Origin of the sequence: Euryhalocaulis sp. (assembly GCF_013911995.1) — a bacterium.
In the GTDB taxonomy this organism is placed as follows: Bacteria; Pseudomonadota; Alphaproteobacteria; order Caulobacterales; family Maricaulaceae; genus Euryhalocaulis; species Euryhalocaulis caribicus.
Genome location: NZ_JACESD010000032.1, coordinates 1 through 21,745 on the forward strand (window position 1 = coordinate 1; position 21,745 = coordinate 21,745).

The 21,745-nt window shown below is 63.4% G+C and carries 22 protein-coding genes and 4 tRNA genes; 6 read left to right on the forward strand and 20 right to left on the reverse strand.

What is annotated here, in order from left to right; all coding sequences use genetic code 11:
* The 3 genes from H2040_RS09360 to H2040_RS09370 all read left to right on the forward strand — a co-directional run.
* A partial coding sequence (locus H2040_RS09360) for a cysteine synthase A (RefSeq protein WP_287157008.1) occupies nt 1–727 on the forward strand: 727 nt, incomplete at its 5' end.
* On the forward strand, nt 728–1,885 hold the full coding sequence (gene metC, locus H2040_RS09365) for a cystathionine beta-lyase (RefSeq protein WP_287157009.1): 1,158 nt from the start codon (nt 728–730) through the stop codon (nt 1,883–1,885).
* A complete protein-coding gene (locus tag H2040_RS09370; RefSeq protein ID WP_287157010.1) occupies nt 1,882–3,048 on the forward strand; it encodes an aspartyl/asparaginyl beta-hydroxylase domain-containing protein in 1,167 nt (388 codons plus the stop codon). Before metC ends, H2040_RS09370 begins: the two co-directional genes overlap by 4 nt.
* Nucleotides 3,049–3,058: 10 nt before the next feature.
* Here the strand turns inward: H2040_RS09370 and H2040_RS09375 are convergent.
* The 9 genes from H2040_RS09375 to H2040_RS09415 form a co-directional block, all read right to left on the reverse strand.
* A tRNA-Arg gene (locus tag H2040_RS09375) sits at nt 3,059–3,135 on the reverse strand.
* 12 nt (nt 3,136–3,147) lie between these two features.
* Nucleotides 3,148–3,456, reverse strand: a complete 309-nt coding sequence (locus H2040_RS09380; RefSeq protein ID WP_022698008.1) for an ETC complex I subunit — start codon at nt 3,454–3,456, stop codon at nt 3,148–3,150.
* 30 nt (nt 3,457–3,486) lie between these two features.
* Nucleotides 3,487–3,563: transfer RNA gene (locus H2040_RS09385), tRNA-Pro, on the reverse strand.
* A gap of 70 nt (nt 3,564–3,633) precedes the next feature.
* Nucleotides 3,634–4,224, reverse strand: a complete 591-nt coding sequence (locus H2040_RS09390; RefSeq protein WP_287157011.1) for a DUF192 domain-containing protein — start codon at nt 4,222–4,224, stop codon at nt 3,634–3,636.
* Nucleotides 4,225–4,282: 58 nt separating this feature from the next.
* The gene (locus H2040_RS09395) at nt 4,283–4,909 is read right to left on the reverse strand and encodes a hypothetical protein (protein ID WP_287157012.1); all 627 of its coding nucleotides are present in this window, start codon (nt 4,907–4,909) and stop codon (nt 4,283–4,285) included.
* Nucleotides 4,910–4,963: 54 nt separating this feature from the next.
* Nucleotides 4,964–5,038 (reverse strand) — tRNA-Glu (locus tag H2040_RS09400).
* Between the two features lie 72 nt (nt 5,039–5,110).
* Entirely contained in the window at nt 5,111–6,910 is a 1,800-nt protein-coding gene (gene recJ, locus H2040_RS09405; protein ID WP_287157013.1) for a single-stranded-DNA-specific exonuclease RecJ, read from the reverse strand.
* A complete protein-coding gene (gene glpX, locus H2040_RS09410; protein ID WP_287157015.1) occupies nt 6,907–7,869 on the reverse strand; it encodes a class II fructose-bisphosphatase in 963 nt (320 codons plus the stop codon). The genes recJ and glpX overlap by 4 nt, the downstream gene beginning before the upstream one ends.
* 82 nt (nt 7,870–7,951) lie before the next feature.
* Nucleotides 7,952–8,272 carry a 3-hydroxybutyrate dehydrogenase gene (locus H2040_RS09415; protein ID WP_022698013.1) on the reverse strand — a complete coding sequence of 107 codons (321 nt, stop codon included), beginning with the start codon at nt 8,270–8,272 and terminating at the stop codon, nt 7,952–7,954.
* A 62-nt stretch (nt 8,273–8,334) separates the two neighbouring features.
* Here H2040_RS09415 and phaC point away from each other — a divergent pair, with 62 nt between their 5' ends.
* On the forward strand, nt 8,335–10,182 hold the full coding sequence (phaC, locus tag H2040_RS09420; protein ID WP_287157016.1) for a class I poly(R)-hydroxyalkanoic acid synthase: 1,848 nt from the start codon (nt 8,335–8,337) through the stop codon (nt 10,180–10,182).
* On the opposite strand, the gene H2040_RS09425 is transcribed toward phaC, so the two are convergent.
* The 3 genes from H2040_RS09425 to rplM form a co-directional block, all read right to left on the reverse strand.
* Nucleotides 10,179–11,783 carry a tetratricopeptide repeat protein gene (locus H2040_RS09425; RefSeq protein WP_287157017.1) on the reverse strand — a complete coding sequence of 535 codons (1,605 nt, stop codon included), beginning with the start codon at nt 11,781–11,783 and terminating at the stop codon, nt 10,179–10,181. The genes phaC and H2040_RS09425 overlap by 4 nt on opposite strands.
* Before the next feature lie 109 nt (nt 11,784–11,892).
* Entirely contained in the window at nt 11,893–12,411 is a 519-nt protein-coding gene (rpsI, locus tag H2040_RS09430; RefSeq protein ID WP_022698016.1) for a 30S ribosomal protein S9, read from the reverse strand.
* The gene (gene rplM, locus H2040_RS09435; RefSeq protein WP_353844833.1) at nt 12,411–12,878 is read right to left on the reverse strand and encodes a 50S ribosomal protein L13; all 468 of its coding nucleotides are present in this window, start codon (nt 12,876–12,878) and stop codon (nt 12,411–12,413) included. Before rplM ends, rpsI begins: the two co-directional genes overlap by 1 nt.
* Before the next feature lie 281 nt (nt 12,879–13,159).
* Between rplM and H2040_RS09440 the strand changes: the two genes are divergently transcribed.
* A complete protein-coding gene (locus H2040_RS09440) occupies nt 13,160–14,191 on the forward strand; it encodes a phytase (RefSeq protein WP_287157019.1) in 1,032 nt (343 codons plus the stop codon).
* On the opposite strand, the gene H2040_RS09445 is transcribed toward H2040_RS09440, so the two are convergent.
* The 7 genes from H2040_RS09445 to H2040_RS09475 form a co-directional block, all read right to left on the reverse strand.
* Nucleotides 14,125–15,222, reverse strand: coding sequence for a COX15/CtaA family protein (locus H2040_RS09445; RefSeq protein ID WP_287157020.1), 1,098 nt, complete (start codon nt 15,220–15,222; stop codon nt 14,125–14,127). The two genes, H2040_RS09440 and H2040_RS09445, sit on opposite strands and share 67 nt — an antisense overlap.
* Nucleotides 15,223–15,240: 18 nt before the next feature.
* Nucleotides 15,241–15,318, reverse strand: a tRNA-Pro gene (locus H2040_RS09450).
* A gap of 59 nt (nt 15,319–15,377) precedes the next feature.
* Nucleotides 15,378–15,767: a MerR family transcriptional regulator gene (locus tag H2040_RS09455; RefSeq protein ID WP_027068405.1), complete on the reverse strand. Its 390-nt coding sequence runs from the start codon at nt 15,765–15,767 to the stop codon at nt 15,378–15,380.
* Nucleotides 15,768–15,771: 4 nt separating this feature from the next.
* Complete coding sequence (locus H2040_RS09460) at nt 15,772–16,071, reverse strand: integration host factor subunit alpha (RefSeq protein ID WP_022698019.1); 300 nt, start codon at nt 16,069–16,071, stop codon at nt 15,772–15,774.
* A 74-nt stretch (nt 16,072–16,145) separates the two neighbouring features.
* Complete coding sequence (locus tag H2040_RS09465; protein WP_287157021.1) at nt 16,146–17,117, reverse strand: beta-ketoacyl-ACP synthase III; 972 nt, start codon at nt 17,115–17,117, stop codon at nt 16,146–16,148.
* Entirely contained in the window at nt 17,114–18,172 is a 1,059-nt protein-coding gene (plsX, locus tag H2040_RS09470) for a phosphate acyltransferase PlsX (protein WP_287157022.1), read from the reverse strand. Before plsX ends, H2040_RS09465 begins: the two co-directional genes overlap by 4 nt.
* A gap of 82 nt (nt 18,173–18,254) precedes the next feature.
* Nucleotides 18,255–18,791, reverse strand: a complete 537-nt coding sequence (locus H2040_RS09475; protein WP_287157023.1) for a ubiquinol-cytochrome C chaperone family protein — start codon at nt 18,789–18,791, stop codon at nt 18,255–18,257.
* A 101-nt stretch (nt 18,792–18,892) separates the two neighbouring features.
* Between H2040_RS09475 and H2040_RS09480 the strand changes: the two genes are divergently transcribed.
* On the forward strand, nt 18,893–19,378 hold the full coding sequence (locus H2040_RS09480) for an outer membrane protein assembly factor BamE (protein ID WP_022698023.1): 486 nt from the start codon (nt 18,893–18,895) through the stop codon (nt 19,376–19,378).
* A gap of 87 nt (nt 19,379–19,465) precedes the next feature.
* Here H2040_RS09480 and H2040_RS09485 read toward each other — a convergent pair whose 3' ends face one another.
* The gene (locus H2040_RS09485; RefSeq protein ID WP_287157024.1) at nt 19,466–21,619 is read right to left on the reverse strand and encodes a sodium-translocating pyrophosphatase; all 2,154 of its coding nucleotides are present in this window, start codon (nt 21,617–21,619) and stop codon (nt 19,466–19,468) included.
* Between the last annotated feature and the right edge of the window lie 126 nt (nt 21,620–21,745).

Here is a 21,745-nt window from a genome sequence, read left to right on the forward strand (position 1 = left end):
CCCCAGGACTCAGAGCCAGGAGAAGAAAGACGCCATCCGCCTGCTGGGCGCGGAGCTGATCGAGGTGGACGCCGTCCCCTACTCCAACCCGAACCACTATGCCCGCTATTCGGGCCGGCTGGCCGCGGAGCTGAACGAGAGCGAGCCCAACGGCGCCATCTGGGCCAACCAGTTCGACAATGTCGCCAATCGCGAGGCGCACCGCACCACAACGGGACCGGAAATCTACAAGGAGCTTCTGGGCAAGCTGGACGGTTTTATCTGCGCGGTGGGGTCCGGCGGCACGCTGGCCGGCATCTCCATGGCGATGAAATCCCACAACCGGCAAATCCGCATTGGCCTCGCCGATCCGGGCGGGGCGTCGCTCTATAACTATTACAAGCACGGCGAACTGAAATCGGAGGGGACCTCCATCACGGAAGGAATCGGCCAGGCCCGCATTACCGCCAATCTTGAAGGGATCGAGGTCGATCACGCCTACCGGGTCGAGGACTCGGAGGCCCTGAAAATCCTATTCAACCTGGTTGAGGAGGAAGGTCTGTGTCTGGGCGGCTCCTCCGGCGTGAATATCGCCGGCGCGATGGCGCTGGCGCGGGAGCTGGGGCCCGGCCACCGGATCGTGACCATCCTCTGCGATTACGGGCAACGCTATCAGTCCAAGCTCTACAACCCGGCTTTCCTGAAGGAAAAGGGCCTGCCGGTCCCGCCCTGGATGAGCGCGGAATAGATGGCCCGCAAGCCTGAAACCGACCTGATCGGCGCGGGACGGAAACCGCGCGCGGCGGTGAAATTGCCCAATCCGCCCGTGGAGCGCGCCTCGACCGTGCTGATAGAGCGCGCGGAAGACCTCTATGACGGCGACCGGAAAGTCTATGGGCGCTTCGGGCTGGGCAGTCAGGACGCGCTCTGTGACGCGCTCTGCGCGCTTTATGAGGGTGCGTCCTGGTGCGGTCTGACGCCTTCGGGCCTGTCCGCCTGCACGCTCTCCATACAGGCGCTTTGCAAAACGGGCGATCACGTCCTGATAACCGACAGCGCCTATGGGCCGACGCGCAGCTTCGCGCTGGAGGAGTTGTCGCGGCAGAACGTGGAGGTGGAGTTCTATGACCCGCGCATTTCAGACGGCATCGCCGAATTGATCCGGGACAACACCGCGCTGATCTATCTGGAATCTCCCGGCTCCCTAACTCTGGACGTGCAGGATATTCCTGCAATCTGCGCCGCGGCAAAGGCGCGGAACGTCCTTACGCTGATCGATGACACGTGGAGCGCGGGGCTGTTGTGCGACGTGTTCGCGCTGGGCTGCGACGTGGCGATTCAGGCCGCCACCAAATACCCGTCCGGTCATTCGGATGTCCTGCTGGGCGCGATCCTGACCATGGACGCGGATCTGGGCGCGCGTATCGGCAACACGCTACGCCGCTATGGCGTCACGGCGGATTCCGATTCCTGTTATCTGGCGCTGCGCGGGCTGAGAACCCTTCCCGCCCGGATGCGGCAGCACGAAGCCAGCGGTCTGGCGGCCGCGGAATTCCTGCAGAGACAGCCAAGCGTAACGCGCGTCATCCATCCCGGGCTGCCGGGCAACCGGGACCACGAAATCTGGAAGCGCGACTTCAACGGGGCCAGCGGCCTGTTCGCCTTCGAGCTGGAGGGCGGACGGGAGACCGCCAATCGCTTCCTGAACGCGCTGAACCTGTTCGGGCTTGGTTTTTCCTGGGGCGGGTTCGAGAGTCTGGCTATCGTCTGCAATCCGCAAATTCGCCGCGCCGTAATCCCCTGGGACGGGGATGGCCAGCTGATCCGCCTGTCGATCGGGCTGGAAAACGCCGGCGACCTGATCGCCGATCTGGAACAGGCCCTCTCGGCCGCAAAGGACACATGATGAACGCCCCGGTGACAGACAAGCGCACCCTCGCCCAGGCCGCGGTTCAGGCGCTCCGTAACGGCGCGCCGGAACAGGCGCGGGATTTCCTGCAGCGGGTAATCGATATGGGGCAGGCCGACAGCTCGATCTGGTACGGGCTGGCCTGCGCTCACCGCGATCGCGGCGAAGCTGACCGCATGGCGGCCGCGCTGGACAAGGCGCTGGAGCTGGAGCCCCGGAATCTGCGGGCGCTGATCCTGAAAGGCGACATGATCGCGGGCGAAGGCGACAAGCGGCGCGCCGCCACCTTTTACATGACCGCCCTGCGCATCGCCGAGCAAGCGCCGCAACTGCCCCCTGACGTGCAGCAGGACGTGGCGCGCATGGAAGACGCCATAGACAAGCACACGGCCGAGTTCGGCGCCTTCCTGCGAGAACGCGTGGAGACGCTTTCCGGCGCGCCCCTGAAACCGCAATCGCGCTTCGCGCAATCGCTGGAGATCATGACCGGCGCGAAGCAGCGCTATTTCCAGCAACCGCGCCGCTATTATTTCCCTGAACTGCCCCAGGTGCAGTTCTATGATCCCGCGCAATTTGAGTGGCGCGAAACGGTCGAGGCCGCCACGGACGCCATTCGGGGCGAATTGCAGGGCGTGATGGGCGATGAAGCCGCCTTCAACCCCTATGTCGAGGGCCGGGAGGACCTGCCACAGCACGACACGCACGGCATGCGCGGCAATACGGACTGGAGCGCCTTTTATCTCTGGAAGGACGGCGCGCGGCAGGATGAAAACGCCGACCGCTGCCCGGCGACCGAAAAGGCGCTGGACGCCGCGCCGGTCACCGATGTGAAAGGTCGCCTGCCCTCCATCCTGTTTTCAAAGCTGGCGCCGCGCTCGCGCATTCCAGCGCATAACGGCCTGGTCAATACGCGGCTGATCTGTCACCTGCCGCTGATCGTGCCGGACGGGTGCGGTTTCCGCGTCGGCAACGAGACGCGCGAATGGAAGGAAGGTCGGCTGATGATCTTCGACGATTCCATCGCGCACGAGGCCTGGAACGACAGCGCCGAAACGCGGGTCATTCTGTTGTTCGAAATCTGGCGCCCGGAATTGACCGAGGAAGAACGCGCGCAGGTCACCGCCATGCTGCAGGCGATTGATCAATTTGGCGGCGATTGATCCTGGAAACTGGCGACCCCGGCAGGACTTGAACCTGCAACCATCGGCTTAGAAGGCCGGCGCTCTATCCAGTTGAGCTACGGGGCCGGAATGGACCGCCTAATGGGTCCAGGGTCTCTTCCGGCCTGAGGCGAAATTGGAGCCGTAGGATTTGATGACGCGGCGCGGCTCGCGCGGTTCGACAACCCTGTGCGGAATCTTGTTCCGCTTGGCGAATTCCACGGCCGCCTCCCGCGTGTTGAATTCCATGCGGACTTCCTCGCGCATGTCGGAAAGGCGCGTCCAGCCCATCAGCGGGTCGATGGAGCGCGGCGCGGTTTCCGGTTCAAATTCCAGAACCCATTCCTTCGTGCCGGCGCGGCCGGACTGCATGGCGGTTTTCGCGGGGCGGTAGATTTTCGCGTACATGCCGTAAATCCTGCAAGTCTGTCTCAAACATGGTCGGGGAGACTGGATTCGAACCAGCGACCCTCTGCTCCCAAAGCAGATGCGCTACCAGGCTGCGCCACTCCCCGCCGTCGCATGACGATGCGTCTTACGCGGTTTCTATGAAGCAATGACTTATGAAAGCAAGCATGCGGGCCACTATTGCGCGGCGTCGGTCGCGGGCTCTTCGCTATCGGCGTCATCCGCCGAAACGTCATTGTCATTTGCCGGGGCTGGCTGCTGCGCCGTTCCGAAGGCGGCGTGCTCCACGACATCGCCGGTCTGGATGCCCAGCGCCTCGGCCTGACCGCCGCCGATCTCCAGGATGCCCTGAACCGGCGTTTCGGATGACAGGCTCTGCAGGGAGAACGGAACGGCCTGGCGCACGATCTTGGCGATGACGCCGTCGGATTTGATATAGATGACGTCCAGCGGGATCTGCGTGTTCTTCATCCAGATGGAAACCACGCGGGGCGATCCGTAGAGGAACAGCATTCCCTCATTCTCGCCCACCGCATCGCGGTACATCATGCCGCGGGAACGGGAACGCGGCTCGTCGGCGATCTCCACGGAAAACTCGACGCCGCTGTCGCCGGAACGAACGGTCAGCGGCTCCGGTCCGCCATATTCGACGACCGCCTCTTCCGCATCGGGCGGGAGCTGGGCCGGCGACGCGGCCGCCTCGTCCTGAGCGATGGCGGGGGCGCTAAAAAGCGCGGCGGCGGCGAGGGAGAAGATCAAAGTGCGCATGGGCGGGACGCTAGCGGCAAGCGTTTGAAGCTGCAACGCTTCAAACCTGCTGTGACGGTCATTTCAAGGCGAATTCTTCTCTAAGCCGAGTGAGCCACTTGCTGTCTGCGCCGCTGCGCAATTGTTCGATTTTCGCGGAACGGCTGCCTGAACGAAGTTCGCCGTCCTCTTCGAAAACGAAAAAGGTCCGGCGCGCGCCCACCGGTTTTTCCTGAGTGCCGTGATGGCCGATCACCAGAACGGTTGCATCCTGCTCTCCGTCACCGGACTTCACACTGCCAGTTAGGGAAACCAGAGACCCCAGAGAGATGGTGTCCCCTGGCCCCAGAGGGCCCTGCAGGGAATCACATTCCTCGTTCGCGGGCCGTTCGGTTATCTCCGTCCAGTCAGCCTTTTCCGGCGAGGCAACCAGGACATTTGTCACGTAGAACCGGGCCGCGCTCATATTCGTTACGAGTATTGTCGCCTCCGCGCCGGAGCCTTGTGCGCGCGTGATGAAGAGGCTGGACCGGTTCTGTCGACGGTAATTGAAAAAGAAGAGCTGGAAATAGCCGATCCAGATCACCACCATCGCCACGTTCGCGAACATGGTGAGCACATTGCTGTTTTCGTTGAACCACGACAGCACGTTCAGCCAACTCCCGATCAGTGTAGCTAACGAGCCTCTAACGAGGTTGGCCGCCACGCGTTCCCTTTAGGGTGCAACGGCGCAAACCGACGATATGTGGGGAGAGAGAATTGGCAGGCCCTAGGGGAATTGAACCCCTGTTTCCAGGTTGAAAACCTGGCGTCCTAACCACTAGACGAAGGGCCCGCAATGAGCGCGCCGATATAGAGCGCCCTGATGAGGGACGCAAGCCGGTCATCGCATCTGCGCAGACATTTTTCAGCGCCAGGCGAGATCAACCACATGCGCGTCGACGCGGCGGCGGCCGTTCCACTCGTCCAGTTTCAGGCGCGCGGCCAGATTGACCCGGCGGTCGCCGGCGTTCAGCAACGCCTCTCCCACCGGCGTATCGGCCACGCGGAACGCGATGGCGTTCAGCCGCAACCCTGATGAATCCTCAAAAGCCGCACGCACATGCGCGCCGCCGACCCGCTCGGCATAGGCCACGCGCAGGTTCGAAAATGCAAAGACCGGCTGTGGATTACCCGGACCGAATGGCCCGGCAGCCTGCACCATTTCCACCAGCGCCAGATTCGCAGCGGATGGACTGATCAGGGCGTCCAGACGCAGGCTGGCGGTCGCCGTGGCGGCGGCAACCTCGTCCGCCAACCGCTCGGACAGCGCCGATTCGAAGGCCGGAATATTCTCTTTGCGAATCGAAAGCCCGGCGGCCATGGCGTGCCCGCCGCCTGATTCCAGCATGCCCTGTTTGCGAAGATCGGAAATCGCGCCGCCCAGATTGACGCCCTTGATCGACCTGCCCGAGCCGCGGCCCAGACCGCCCTCCTCTATGCCAACAACCACCGCCGGACGGCCATAGCGTTCCACGAGGCGGGATGCGGCCAAACCAACCACGCCCGGCGGCCATCCTTCGCCAGACGCGACAATCACGGCCGGTTCGGTGTCGGATACGACAGAGCGGTCCGCGGCCAGGCTGGCTTCGTCGACCACGGCGGTTTCAATGGCTTTGCGGTCAGCGTTGAGGCGTTCCAGCTCCCCGGCGATCTGCCGGGCTTCTTCGGCGTCGTCCGTGGAGAGGAGGCGCGCGCCAAGGCTTGAATCGCCGATCCGCCCTCCGGCATTGATTCGCGGGCCAAAAATGAATCCGGCGTGGTATTCGGCAAAGGGCGGCGAGGCGCCGGCGCTTTCGGCCAGGGCTTTCAGCCCGGCATTGCCCTGCGCGCTCATCACGCGCGCGCCCTGCGCCACGATGGCGCGGTTCACCCCAGTCAGAGGAACAATGTCGCAAACCGTGCCCAGCGCCGCGAGATCGAGAAAGGAAAGAATGTCCGGCTCGTCCCGGCCTTTGAAATAATCGCGGCGCCGCAACTCCCGCGCCAGCGCGGCCAGGAAAATGAAAGTGACGCCGGCGGCGGCCAGATGCCCCTGCCCGGACGCGCAATCAACCCGGTTCGGATTGATCATGGCCGCCGCGCGCGGCGGCTCGCCCTGCATCAGGTGATGGTCCAGAACCACGACATCCAGACCGCCTTCTGCGGCGGCCTCCAGCGCCTCATAGGCCGCCGCGCCGCAATCAACCGTGATGACCGCGCCGCACCCTTTTGCCTTGAGAGACAGCAGGGATTCGCCCGTGGGGCCGTAACCTTCCTTCGCACGGTCGGGCACGTAAATCGGCGTCTCGATGCCCAGCGGCCGGAGATAGCGGATCAGCTGCGCGGCCGAGCTGGCCCCGTCGACGTCGTAATCTGCAAAAATGCCGATCGGCCCGCCTTTTTCGATCTCGTCGGCGATGCGGGCCGCGCCCCGATCCATATCGGCAAAGCTCGACGGATCGGGAAACTCCCCCTTCAGCGTCGGCTTGAGAAAGCCTTGCGCAATGTCGGGCGTCACGCCGCGGGCAGAGAGGATTCGCCCCAACGCCTCCGGCGCGTCCAGCGCGCGGGCGATGGCCAGCGCGTCGGCCTCGTCAGCCTCGCGCAGCCGCCATGATTTTCCGCTTATGGAGCGTTCGACGCCCAGAAAGGCGCCGCCGGTTTCAGATGCGGCCTCGGCGGTCACGCCGTGGCGGCGCGCCGCGTCCTGACCCGGCGCACCGTTCCCCGCGCGGAATCCATGACCAGCGATTCGGTTTCCACATCGCCGCCACGCCAGCGCACGCCGTCCAGCATCTCGCCACGCGTGACGCCCGACGCGACAAAGATCACGTCGTCAGAGGCCAGTTCCGTCAGGTCATAGATTTTGTCGAAATCGGTGACGCCCAGTCGCGTGGCGCGTTCGCGCTCGTCATCATTGCGGAAATACAGGCGCCCCTTCATCTGTCCGCCGACGCACCGCAAGGCGGAGGCCGCCAGCACGCCCTCGGGCGCGGCCCCCCGGCCGATATACATATCGATGCCGATTTCCGGGTTCGTCGTGTTGATGATGCCCGCAATATCGCCGTCCGGGATCAGGAAAACTTTTGCGCCCACGCTGCGGATGCCGGCGATCACCTCGTCATGGCGGTCGCGGTCCAGCACGCAGACCGTGATCTGGCCGGGATCGACGCCCTTGGCCTTGGCCAGCGCCTTTACGTTCGTGGCGGAATCCGCGTCCAGATCGACAACGCCATCGGGATAGCCCGGGCCGACCGCGATCTTGTCCATATAGGTGTCGGGCGCGTGCAGCAGCCCGCCGCGCGGGGCGATGGAGATCACCGAAAGCGCGCTGGGCCAGGCCTTGGCGCACAGCGTGGTGCCTTCCAGAGGGTCAAGGGCGATATCGGTTTCCGGCCCCTCTCCCGTGCCCACTTCCTCGCCGATATACAGCATGGGCGCTTCGTCGCGTTCGCCCTCGCCGATCACGATGCGGCCGCGCATGGGTATTTCGTTCAACGCGGTGCGGATGGCGTCCACCGCCGCCTGGTCGGCGGCCATCTTGTCGCCGCCGCCGGTCAGTTTCGAAGCGGCGATGGCGCCGCGCTCAGCGGCCTCCAATACGCCATTGGCGAGGGATGGGTTCAGTCGCACACGCTCGCTCATCGCTGCGTTGCCTCCGCAATGTGATCAATTGAATTCAAGGCCATTGTCTTGGGCGGATTTGCGCCGCAAGGCAAGATGAAGGTCAGCGCCGGCGCTGGCCGGGATTCGCTTTTTGCCGGGCCTCTTCAGCCGCGCTCTCGGCGTCCGGGGGCGGGCCGCTGGCCGCTGCCTCGGCGTTTGAGTCGAGCTGCTCTCGCGTGGCGATCATGGCGTCGACGCGCTGGTTCCATTCCCGATCGCTCGGCACGCCTTCAGGCTCCGCCGGCAGATCGCCAAAGCGCGGATAGGTCTTTGATTCCGGCGCGCCGTCATTGAAATCGGCGAACGCGGTGGAACAACCGGCCGCGCCCAGCGTGAGACAAATCAGGGCGGCCCCTGTGACAATGGCGTTGCTTCGCGTCATGGTTCATATGCCTTATCCAATTCCCGGCGATGACGCCAGACGTAAGAGCGGACTTTTGAGACATGAGCGACAAGACTTCAAAAGGCGGCAAGTCCAAAGGCGCAACGCCCGGCATGAACCCGTGGGAAGGCATGAGCGCGCCGGACCTGGAATCGCTCGACGCGCTGTCCCGCAACATGCTGGACGCCGCGGTGCGCGGAAATCAGGCTCTGGGCCGCATGCTTCAGACCCAGATGTCCAAAACCCCGTCTGCGACCCAGGATCCGTTCGGGCTGGGCGACACAATGTCCGAAGCCTGGCAGAGCGCCATGGCGCATCCCGAAAAGGTGATGGCCGCACAGATGAACATGATGAGCGGCTTCGCCGATCTCTGGTCTTCCGCCGCCCGCCGCGCGGCGGGCGAGGACGTCGAGCCGGTGATAGAGGCCCAGCCGGGCGACAAGCGGTTCCGCGCCGAAGCGTGGAGCGGCAACCCCTATTTCGATACGATCAAGCAGGCCTATCTGCTGAACGCGCGGTTTATGCATGACCTGATAGATGCAGCGGAAGACCTTGATCCAAAAGAAAAACACAAGATCGAATTTTATACGCAACAATTCGTGGACGCCCTGTCGCCGACAAATTTCGCCCTGACCAATCCGGACGTTCTGGACGAAATCCAGAAGACCAAGGGCGAAAATCTGGTGAAGGGCATGGTCAATCTTGTACAGGATCTGGAAGCGGGCGACGGCAAGCTGGTTCTGCGCCAGAGCGACACCGAAGGCTTCAAGGTGGGCGAGGATCTCGCCGCCGCGCCCGGCGAGGTGGTGTTCAGGAACGAGCTGATCGAGCTGATCCAGTACGCCCCCGCCACGGACGAGACTTATTCCATTCCGCTGCTGATCTTCCCGCCCTGGATCAACAAATTCTACATCCTCGACATGCGGGAGGGGAATTCGATGATCCGCTGGCTCGTGGATCAGGGCTTCACCGTTTTCCTGGTCTCCTGGGTGAACCCGGACTCGTCGCTAGCCGGCAAGACCATTGAGGACTACATCGAAGACGGCGTATTCGCGGCGCTGGAGGCGGTGAAGGACGCAACAGGCGAGGAGAAGGTCAACGCCGTCGGTTACTGTATCGGCGGCACGCTGCTGGCGACCACGCTGGCGCTGATGGCCAAGCGCGGCGACGACCGTATCCAGTCCGCGACCTTCTTCGCCGCCCAGACCGATTTCAGCGACGCCGGCGATCTGCAGATGTTCACCGAGGAGCCGTGGCTGGAGGAGATCGAACGCATCATCGACGCGCAGGGCGGCGTGCTGGACGGCCGTTCCATGGCCGACACCTTCAACATGCTGCGCGCCAACGACCTGATCTGGTCCTTCTATGTGAACAACTACCTGCTGGGACGGGAGCCGAAAGCCTTCGACCTTCTTTACTGGAACGCCGACCAGACGCGCATGCCCAAGGCGCTGCACATGCTCTATCTGCGGGAATATTACCAGAAGAACGCGCTTTCCGAGGGCAAGCTGGAGCTGATGGGCGAGACGCTGTCCCTCAAGGACATCAAGACGCCCGCCTATATCCAGTCATCGGAAACCGATCACATCGCCCCCTACCCGTCCGTCTATCGCGGCGCGAAGCAATTTGGCGGCAAGACGCGCTTCATGCTGGCGGGGTCGGGCCATATTGCGGGCGTCATCAACCCGCCGGCGGCCAATAAGTATCATTACTGGGTCAACAATAACCTGCCCAAGGACGAGCAGGCCTGGCTGGAAGGCGCGGAGCGGCAGGACGGCTCTTGGTGGCCGGACTGGAAACAATGGCTCAGCTACCGCTCCGGCAAGAAAATCCCGGCGCGTAAACCGGGCGACGGCAAGCTGAAACCGCTTTACCCGGCGCCCGGGAAGAACGTGCTGGTGAAAAGCTAGGCGTTCGCCGCGGGCTTAAGGTCGAACGAAACGCAGATCCGGTCTTCGTCCGCCGCGAACGGAATCGTGCGATGGAAGAGCGAGGACGGGAACAGGACGATATCGCCGAGACCCACCGGCATGATGGTTTCGGGAAAATCATCGCGGAGCTTCGGGTATCCCCCGCCCTGCACGCTGAAGCCGATATTGCCTTCATCGCCCGAGCGCGCCTGCGGCATGGCCAGATAGACCACGCCGCTTAGCCAGCCGCCCTCATGGATATGGGCGTCCAGATGCCCGCCCTGTTTCATCTCCACGTACCAGGCGCCGGTGAATTCGACCTTTTCCGGAAAACGCTGGATATAAACACAATCGGCGCCCGCGAATGTCTGCCGGTAACGCGCGATCTCGTCCCGGATCAGCGCGGCCAGATCGGCGAAGGATTGCTCGGGCCGTTGGAACAAATGCCCGGAAGATTGCACGCCCTGATGCAGAAGTTTCTGTTTCCGGTCCTCGATCTCCGCCGCCTCGATATCCTTGAGAAGCGCTGCGCGAAGCCCGGAGCCGTCCCGGGTGAGCGCGCTCACATGCCCTTTATGGATGAAGCCCGCCGGCTGCGGACAGAAACGATAAGCGTCTTCCGTCTGGAAATTGCGCGCATGATGGGCGGACAGCGACGCGGTAAGCGGCGAAACATGCGCGCCCTCGCTCAAGGCCGCCAGCCGCGTTCGGAACGTGTCGAACTGACGGGTCTTGTAATAGCAGAGGGCCGCGCGCTCGCCGGCATCCCTGATATTGGCCGCCTCGTAGGCGCTGGCCGCCTCTTCCAGACGGTTATCGGCCTGCAAAGTCAGGCCCAGATTATAGTGTGCTTCGGGCATGTCCGGGTTCAGGGCCAGCGCGCGGCGATATTCCGCCGCCGCTTCGTTCAGCCGTCCCTGCGCCTTCAGGATGGAGCCGAGATTATTGAATGCGGCGGCATAATCAGGCTTCAGCTCCGCCGCCTTGCGGCAACATTCCGCGGCGTTTTCCAGCTTTCCCTGCGTGCGCAGCACACCGCCAAGGCCGTTATAGGCTTCTGCAAAGCCAAGATCCGCCTCGATCGCCCTCCGGTAAGCCGTTTCCGCCTCGCCGGGCTGATTGAGGGTTTCCAGCGCGGACCCCAGATTTTTCCAGGCCGCCGCGTGGTCGGGCTTGGCCTTGACCGCAAGGCGGTAGTGTCTGGCGGCCTCCTCGACCTCGCCATGGCGGTGAACCAGCGCGCCAAGGCTCTGATGCGCCTCCGCGAGCGAGGGGTCCAGCGCCACGGCCCGGCGCAGAGCCTGTTCCGCCCCGGCCTCGTCGCCCAGCTGCATCAGCGCCAGGCCAAGATTGTTTTGCGCCCCCGCATGGGATGAATCGATATCCAGGACGTCGCGATAGCACTTCACCGCTTCATCAAGTCGCCCCTGCCCGGCCAGACAGGCGCCCAGCAGATTGTGCAGCCGGCTAACCCGCGGATGCGCCTGGAGGAGGTTGCGGGTTTGCGCTTCGGCCGCATCCAGCCGCCCGGCGCTGTAGAGCTTTATGATGGCGTGAATGTCCGCCTGCGCGGGTTCGGTATTGTCCGGGGAAGCCGTCAAGAATGCGCTCTCTGATAAAAGTTTTGTGCCATTTGTAGCCGACGCGAGGCGTAAAAAAAGGGCGCCCCGTATCCGGGACGCCCCTTTCCAACAGTCGAGACCGGCTCGATTAACGCTTGGAGAACTGGAAGCTCTTCCGCGCTTTCTTGCGGCCGTACTTCTTGCGTTCCACCGCGCGGCTGTCCCGCGTCATGAAGCTTCCCGGCTTCAGGACCGCGCGCAGCGCCGGTTCGTAATTGACCATCGCCCGGGCAATGCCGTGACGCACCGCGCCCGCCTGACCGGACAGGCCGGAGCCGCGAACCGTGGCGATCACGTCGAACTCGTCATTGCGCTCGGCGGCCAGCAGCGGCTGACGAAGCAGCATGCGCAGGACCGGACGGGCGAAATAGTCTTCTTCCGACTTGCCGTTGATCGTGATGCGGCCGGAACCCGGCTTGACCCAAACGCGGGCGATCGCCTTTTTCCGGCGGCCGGTGCCATAGGCGCGGCCATGCTCGTCGATCTTCGGCTCCGGCAGGGCTTCCTCGTCAATGGACGGGACGCCGCCTTCGGTGGCTTCCTCAACGCTGTCAGCGTCGGAAAGCGCCTCTTTCAGGTCTTCGAGAGAGCGAACCTGATCGGCCATTATTTGATCCTCACATTCTTGGCGTTCAGCGCCTTGAAATCGATGGTTTCGGGCTTCTGAGCCTCATGCGGATGCTCGGCGCCGGTGTAAACGCGCAGATTGGACATCTGCTGGCGGGCCAACGGGCTTTCCTTGGGAAGCATGCGCTCGACAGCCTTCTTGACGACGCGCTCGGCATGATCGCCGCCCAGCACTTCGGCCGGAGTGGTCGACTTGATGCCGCCCGGGTGGCCGGTGTGACGGTAATAGCGCTTGTCGGTCAGCTTGTTGCCCGTAAAGACAACCTGGTCGGCGTTGACGATGACGACATTGTCGCCGCAATCGACATGCGGAGTGTAATCGGGACGGTGCTTGCCGCGCAGACGCGACGCCACGAAGGCGGCCAGACGGCCAACCACGGCGCCCTTGGCGTCAACGACGATCCAGTCCTTTTCGATCTCCGCGGGTTTGGCGGAAAAGGTCTTCATAATCTTCGATACCTGATAACGGGTGACGCGCCCCGCACTCAAACGGGCCGCTGTTCGGCGCGCGGTGTACGGCGCTGTGCAACTGATGTCAATTCAAACACGGAAAAATACCGCTATAAAACATGATTTTATGCATGCGGTATTATTTTACCGGATTGTCGAACGGCGCATGCTTGCTATCTCCCCAGACAATTATGCGATAGTGACGCAAACACGAATTCGATCGGAGATACTTGATGCCGGTTTCCCACATTATACGCCGCCGCAGCGCCCTTTTCAGCATGGCGGCCGCAGCCGCCCTGCTCGCCGCTTGCGGTCAGGACGCCGCAGAAACCGACACCGCGGAAACACAGGATGGCGAACAGGCGCAGAGCCAGGCGACCGATCTTGTCGTCACCGCGTCCAGTGATGAACTGGAAAGCCCCCTGACGGCGGTCCACGCCCTGCCCAATGCCGATATTGTCTATAACGGAGTGATCGCCGGCGCGCCGGAAAGCGGCGGCCTGACGATTTTCAATGTCGATGGCGGCGTTGTGGCTGAACAGGCCGGACCGGCATATGGTTCGCTGGCGGCCTCTTCGGGTTTCCAGCTGCGGGGGTCGGCCTTGCCGCTGATCGCAGCCGCCAATCTGGAAACCGGAACCGTCGATTTCATCGGATTCAGCGCCGAGCAAAGCGCGCTGCTGGAAGTGCCGGTCTCCGGGCTCGATACCGAAATCGAAATCCGGGCGGTATGCACGGCCGACTCCGATCAAAGCCGGCTGGACTTCTTCGCGCTCGGCGCGGACGGGCAGGTTGAACGCTGGCGCGTTCGCGATACCGGGGCGGAACAGCTAAGCGCGGAGCGCGTGACAGGGTTTGACGCGCCATTCAGCGCGCGGCGCTGCGCTTATGACCCGGCGGGCGGCGCTCTCTACGTCTCCTCCCCTCTCAGCCAGTTGGCCCGCATAGACGCAAATGGCGAGGCGACGGCGCAACGGGACCTGAATGTCTCCGGCATGGGCTACGCCGTTCTGTCCGGGCAGGGAAACCTGGCCGCCGCCACGGGAGACAGCGTTCAATTGCTGGATCCAAATTCGCTGGAGACCAGCCAGACCCTCACCTTCGGGCCGGGCCTGACCGTCCCCGCGCTGGTCAATCCCGGCGCGCTGGATGTCAGCGGGGAAACCTATGGCGGGGCCTATCCGGACGGTTTTCTCGCCGTCTCTGACGGTTCTGACCGGATGCTGAAATTCATCGATTACGGCTATGTGGAGCGCTCGCTCTCCGAACCGGAAAACCGTTTCGCGCCAAAACCGCCGCGTGAATCGTGAGCAAAGCCGAGGGCTGACATCAGCAGCAGGACCGCGCCGGTCTGGTGGGCGACCCCCAGCGGAAGCGCCGTGACGCTCAGCAGCGTCGCCACGCCCAGCGCGGCCTGCAGCCACGCCACCGCCATCAGCGTATTCAGCCAGACCCTGGCGCGGCCATATGCGCCGCCGCGCACGAACAGCCAGGCGGCTGTTACGCCGAGCAGCACCAGATAGGCGCCGATACGGTGATTGAACTGGGTAACGCCGCGATCCTCGAAAATATCTTTCCAGACAAAATCGCCGGCTTGCAGGTGGGCGGGCATGAACCCGCCATCCATTGACGGCCAGGTGTTGTAGATCATGCCGGCGTCCAGCCCGGCGACAAAGGCGCCGCTTATGATCTGCACGAAGATCAGGACAACCAGCGCCGTTGAAACACGAATGGCCGCGGGCTCTCCCTTTGGCGTCAGGCGCGGAGGCGCGCATTCCAGTATCGTCCAGAACAGCGCGGCCAGAATGACCAGCGCCAGGCCCAGATGCGTCGCCAGCCGGTACTGGCTGACATCTAGACGGTCGACCAGTCCGCTGGAAACCATCCACCAGCCAACCGCGCCCTGCAGCCCGCCCAGCAGCAATATCGCCAGCAGGCGGCGCGCCAGCGGCCAGGAAATCCGCCGCATAACAAGAAAAATCAGAAAAGGCACGGCAAAGGCCAGGCCGATCAGCCTCCCCAGGAAGCGGTGCCCCCATTCCCACCAATAGATGGCCTTGAACTCGGCCATGCTCATGCCGTGGTTCTGCAACTGGTATTCCGGGATCTGGCGGTATTTTTCCAGCTCGGCCTGCCAGGCGGCATCGCTCAGCGGGGGCACGGCGCCGGTCACGGGTTTCCATTCAGTGATGGACAAGCCGGAATCGGTCAGCCGGGTCAGTCCGCCAATCAGGATCATGGCGACGACCAGCGCGCACAACACGCCCAGCCAGACCACGATCGCGGTGCTGGAGTTTCGCCGTGGCTTGAGGTCGAGTTGCGCCGAATAAATGTCGGTCATAACGAAAAATTCCCGCGATGGTCGGAGCGGCCGGATTCGAACCGGCGACCCCCAGTCCCCCAGACTGGTGCGCTAACCGGGCTGCGCCACGCTCCGTATCAAGATCGCGGGAAACCGGCTTATAGGGTGCACGGCGCAGCGCCGCAACGCTTCCGTCAGTGCCGCTTGGCGAGAGCCTCGTCCAGACGGCTTTTCGCCGCACTCAGGTCGCGGGCGACTTCGCCAAGGCGGCGGGCCAGTTGCGGGGAACCGGCGGGCATGGCGGGGGCGCCCCCCTCGCCTTCGATGACGGCGGCGACGCCATTGTCCTTGAGGACTTTCTGCACGCCCTTGATCGTCATGCCCTCATCATAGAGCAGCGTCTTGATGCGCGCGATCAGGGCAAGGTCCTGCGGCCGGTAAAAGCGCCGGCCGCCAGTGCGTTTCAAGGGTTTGATCTGATGAAACTTGGTTTCCCAGAAACGCAGGACATGCGCGGGGATATCCAGTTCCTTGGACGCTTCGCCGATAGTGCGGTAGGCGCGGTCGGATTTTCCGTGCGGCATGGGATTATTTCGAAAGCTTGCCGTCGATCCGGTCCTTGAGCACTTGTGACGGTTTGAACACCAGCACGCGCCGCGGTTCGATCGGCACCTCTTCGCCGGTTTTCGGGTTGCGTCCGATCCGGCCGTTCTTGTCGCGAACATTGAAAGCGCCGAAGGAGGACAGCTTGACGGACTGCCCCTGCGCCAACCTGCTGCTGATTGTGTCCAGCAGGGATTCAACCAGTTCCGTGGAATCCTGCCGGGAAAGGCCGATTTCTTCGTAAACCGCTTCGGCCAGATCAGCGCGGGTCAGCGTTTTGCTCATTGTCTCAAGTTTCTCCCCACGGCGGAGCGGACAAGCTATGGACCCCGCGCGGCCCCGTCAACGTCAAGTTTTGGTTAGAACTTTATGAGGGCGGCGCCCCAGGTGAAGCCGCCGCCAAGCGCCTCGATCAGCACATTGTCGCCCGGCTGGATGCGCCCATCCTCGAATGCTTCGCTCATCGCCAGCGGAATCGACGCCGCCGAGGTATTCCCGTGACGCGCGACAGTGGAAACCACCCGCCCCTCCGGAATTTTCAGTTTCTTGGCAACACTGTCGAGAATTCTCTGGTTTGCCTGATGCGGCACGAACCAGTCGATATCGTCCGCCGTCAGGCCGGCGTCCTGCATCACGTGCTCGATCGATTCCGAAATCTTGCCGACCGCATGCCGGAATACCTGATTGCCAGACATGCGCAGATGCCCGACCGTCTTCGTGGTCGAAGGCCCGCCATCGACATAAAGCAGATCGCGATAGCGGCCGTCAGACCGGATATAGGTCTGCATGACACCGCGTTCGCTCTGCGGGTCTTCCGCCGTCATGACCAGCGCCCCGGCGCCGTCGCCGAACAGCACGCAGGTCGAACGGTCCTCCCAGTCCAGGATACGCGAGAATGTCTCCGAACCGATGACCAGCGCGGTCTTAGCCTGCCCTCGGGCCAGGAAATTGTCCGCGGTCGCCAGCGCATAGACGAAACCGCTGCATACCGCGTGCACGTCGAACGCTGCGCCCTGCCGCACGCCCAGCCGCTCCTGAACAATCGTGGCGGTGGCGGGGAAGGTGTAATCGGGCGTCGCCGTGGCCAGCACGATCAGATCAATTTCGCCGGCCTCCAGACCGGCGTTTTTCAGGGCGTGTTCGGCCGCCTTTACCGCCATGTCGGCGGTGGTTTCGCCTTCGGCGGCGATATGGCGCTCCTGAATGCCCGTGCGTTCGCGTATCCACTCATCGCTGGTCTCGACCATGGAGGCCAGCTCGGCATTGGTCAGGACCTTTTCGGGCAAATAGCCCCCGACCCCGCGGACGACGGACCGGCGTTCAGCGGTCAATTGACTGTCTCCGGCGCGGCCAGCGCGTCCTCGACATCGACCCGTTCCAGCCGGGCCAGATTTTTCTCGATCTCAGACAAGTAAGAACTCTTCGCCATATCCAACGCCACGTTCAAAGCCTGTGCGAACCCCTGCCCGTCCGTTCCGCCATGGCTTTTCACCACGATTCCATTCAGACCCAGAAACACCCCGCCATTCACGTTCCGCGGATCCATTCTCTGGCGCACCACGTTCAGGCCGCCGCGCGCCATCAGGGCGCCCAGCTTGGACAGCGCCGAACTGGTCAACCCTTCACGGATGAACCCGGCGACCAGCTTTGCGGTTCCTTCCGCCGTCTTCAGCGCGACATTGCCGGTGAACCCGTCGGTCACCACCACGTCCACCACTCCGGCGCTGATGTCGTTGCCTTCGACATAGCCGTAATAATCAAGGTCCAGATGCGCTTCCTGCAGCAGCTTGGCCGCCCCCTGGACGATAGAATTGCCCTTCATTTCCTCGGCGCCGACATTCAGCAGCCCGACGCTCGGCCGTGTCACGCCGTGCACGGCCCGGCAGAACGCCTCGCCCATAATGGCGAATTCGACCAGCTGGGTTTCCTCGACCTCGATATTCGCGCCAACGTCCAGCACCACGCTGTACCCCTTCGGATTGGGCCAGCTGGCGGCGATGGCCGGGCGGTGAACGCCCTTTTTCATGCGCAGCACGATCTTGGAAATCGCCATCAGCGCGCCGGTATTGCCGGCGGAGATCGCGACATTCGCCTCGCCATGCTTCACGCTCTCGACCGCGTTCCACATGCTGGACCCGCGCGCCCGGCGCAGCGCTTCCGAGGGTTTGTCGGTCATGGTGACCCAGGTATCGGAATGCCGGATTTCAGAGACCTTCGCCGCGTCCGGGTGCTTTTCCAGCAGCGACGCAATTTCGGACTCGCAGCCATGCAGCAGATAGTGCGCGCCGTTGCCGCGCCGCGCCGCGCGGGCCACGCCGTCAACGATCGCCGCGGGCGCGCCGTCGCCGCCCATCGCATCTATGGATATTGTAAGAGCGGCGGACATCGTCCCTCGCAGGAAGCGCCGTGAATTCGGCTGGAGGAGCGCGGACGATAGCCGAACACCGCGATGATGCAACGTCAGGCGGTCAGGCTTTGACACACGCGCCGGCGGCGTCCGGCCAGGGCAGGTCGGCGCTGGAAAACGCCTCTATCGGCGCGGCGCCGATCTCACGGTCCGCCGCCAGGGCGTAGCGCGGAAAGCCGTCCAGTCCCGCCGCGCCGATCACATCGCCGCCATTGCGGGTCAGCACCGCGCGCACCGCCTCTTCATCCGCATCGCCCAGGGCGGAGCCATAGGCCTGAATGCGCCCATAGAGCGATTGCACGATATGCTTCATCTTTTTACCGAAGCGCGCATCGCCCACGCCCAGCTCGCGCAGATTCACGTCCATGTCCTTCACGAAGGCGTCGAAAAAGGCCTGCGCGAACGCTTCGTCCAGCGCGTTCAGACGCCGATAGGCAATCGCCATGTGAAGCGCCAGAATCTCGAACCGGCCATCCACGGTGTCATCGGCGCCGCCTTCGTCATAGAAGGCCGGATTGCGCGCGGCGGACAGCACCGACTCGTAAAGACGCTGCTCCGGGCGCGGTTTGCGGGGTTTGAAAAGTCCAAAAATCGCCATGCCGGGCAGGAATAGACTGAACCAGAGCGCTTGCAAGGCGCGAAGGCTGGCTTTACGCAATCAACCGACAGTTTTTACGACTTTGCAGCAAGGAACGCATTATGCGCCTCGCCCTCTTAGCCGCCGCGTCCGCCCTGGTGGTTTCGGCCTGTAACCCCGTCATGCGCTCGCATGGCTATGTGCCGAACGAAAACCTGCCCCAGGACATCGAGGCGGGCACGGATGACAAGGCCAGCGTCATGGAGCGTCTGGGCAACCCGTCCACGACCGGCGTCTTCGAAACCGACACCTGGTATTACATCTCCTCCACGCGGGAGGAGCTGGCCTATTTCAAGCCGAAAACGCGCTCCCGCCGTATCGTAGCGATCGAATTCGATGACGGCGGCACGGTGAGCAATGTCGAAGAATATGATCTCGCCGACGGCCGCAATGTGAACCTGGTGGGACGCGAAACGCCGACCCGCGGCCGCGAGCTGACGATTCTCGAACAGCTCTTTGGCAATATCGGGCGCCTGCCGACCGAACAGCTGGGCGGCGACCGCAACCTGCCCGGCGGCGCTGGCGGCCCGCGGCCCGACGGCTCCTGAGCCAGACCCTGCAAACCTTACAATCCGCATAAAAAAACGCCCCGGCCGAAACCGGGGCGTTTTCTTTTGTGATCGTATCGAGGCTTGCTAGTGCGCCAGAACGGCCAGCATCAGCAGCGCGACGATATTGGTGATCTTGATCATCGGGTTCACGGCCGGACCGGCGGTGTCCTTGTAGGGATCACCCACCGTGTCGCCCGTCACCGCGGCCTTGTGGGCTTCGGAGCCCTTGCCGCCGTGATTGCCGTCCTCGATGTACTTCTTGGCGTTGTCCCAGGCGCCGCCGCCCGCCGTCATGGAGATGGCGACGAACAGGCCCGTGACGATCACGCCCAACAGCATGGCGCCGACTGAGGACAGCGCGTCCGACTTGCCGGCGTCATCCAGCCCAAGGCTGGCGCCGCCGAAGAACCAGATCGCGAAGAACAGCACTACCGGGGACAGGACGGGCAGCAGCGACGGCACGATCATCTCGCGAATCGCGGCCTTGGTCAGCAGGTCGACGGCGCGGCCATAATCGGGACGCTCCGTGCCCTGCATGATGCCCGGCTTCTCCTTGAACTGACGGCGCACTTCCTCGACAACCGCGGTCGCGGCGCGGCCGACGGCCATCATGCTCATCCCGCCGAACAGGTAAGGCAGCAAGCCGCCGAACAGCAGGCCGACCACGACATACGGGTTGGAGAGCGAGAAGTTGATGTCGATGCCCGCGAAGAACGGATACGCGTCCGGATTCGCCGCAAAGAACGCCAGATCCTGCGTATAGGCCGCGAACAGAACCAGGGCGCCAAGCCCCGCGGAGCCGATGGCGTAGCCCTTGGTCACCGCCTTGGTGGTGTTGCCCACAGCGTCCAGCGCATCCGTGGTGTCGCGGACATTGCCTTCAAGATCGGCCATCTCGGCAATGCCGCCGGCATTGTCCGTGACCGGACCGAACGCATCCAGCGCCACGATCATGCCGGCCAGCGCCAGCATGGTGGTCACCGCGATGGCGATGCCGAACAGGCCGGCGATCTGGAACGTCGCGATGATGCCGACAATGATGATCAGCGCCGGAACCGCGGTGGATTCCAGCGAAACCGCCAGGCCCTGAATCACGTTCGTGCCGTGACCGCTTTCAGAGGCCGCCGCGATGCTGCGCACCGGCCGGTATGCGGTGCCGGTATAATACTCGGTAATCCAGACAATCGCGCCGGTGATGGCCAGGCCCAGAATGCCGCAAATGAACAGGCTGGTCGCCGTAAAGGTCTGGCCGCCCGTGACTTCAAACGCCGTGGCGAAGCCTTCCGGGAACACCAGCTGCGTCACGACGGCAATACCGACCAGCGAGAACACGCCGGTTGCCGCCAGGCCCTTGTAGAGCGCGCCCATGACGGACGTCGAACCCTTGGACAGACGCACGAAGAACGTGCCCAGGATAGAGGCGATGATGCAGACGCCGCCAATGGCCAGCGGATACAGCATCATGGTCGCCGCGGAGGCCGACGCGAAGATGATGGAGGCCAGCACCATGGTGGCGACCACGGTCACCGCATAGGTTTCAAACAGGTCGGCCGCCATGCCGGCGCAGTCGCCGACATTGTCGCCCACATTGTCAGCGATGGTTGCCGCGTTGCGCGGATCGTCTTCCGGAATACCGGCTTCGACCTTGCCCACCATGTCGCCGCCAACATCGGCGCCCTTGGTGAAGATGCCGCCGCCCAGACGCGCGAAGATGGAGATGAGCGAAGCGCCGAAGCCCAGCGCAACCAGCGCGTCAACAACGTCCCGGCTGGCGGATTCAAAGCCGAACGGCCCGATCAGCAGCGCGTAATAGACCGTCACGCCCAGCAGCGCGAGGCCGGCCACGAGCATGCCCGTGATCGCGCCGGCGCGGAACGCCATGGAAAGGCCTTGCGCCAGGCCCTGGCGGGCCGCTTCGGTCGTGCGCACATTGGCGCGGACGGAAACAAGCATCCCGATGAAGCCGGCCGCGCCCGACAGGATCGCCCCGATGGCGAACCCGATGGCGGGCAGCACGCCCAGCAGCAGGAATACGATGACGAAGATGACCGCGCCGACAATGGCGACGCTGATATATTGACGGCGCAGATAAGCGTTCGCGCCTTCCTGAATCGCCTTCGCGATCTCCTGCATACGATCATTGCCCGCGCTTGCATTCAGCACGGAGCGGATTTGTGCGGCGCCATAAATGAGCGCCAGAAGACCGGCGGCGATTACCAACCAGAGTGCAAGTGACATTTTTTGATTACCCGTTAAAGACAGCCCATAGGGCCTTTTTTACGGCGCGGAACGCGCCGCCCTACCCATTCCAACTTGATGTTCCGGTTATGCCTAATGCGCAAGCGCGGCGCAACATCGCCGCCG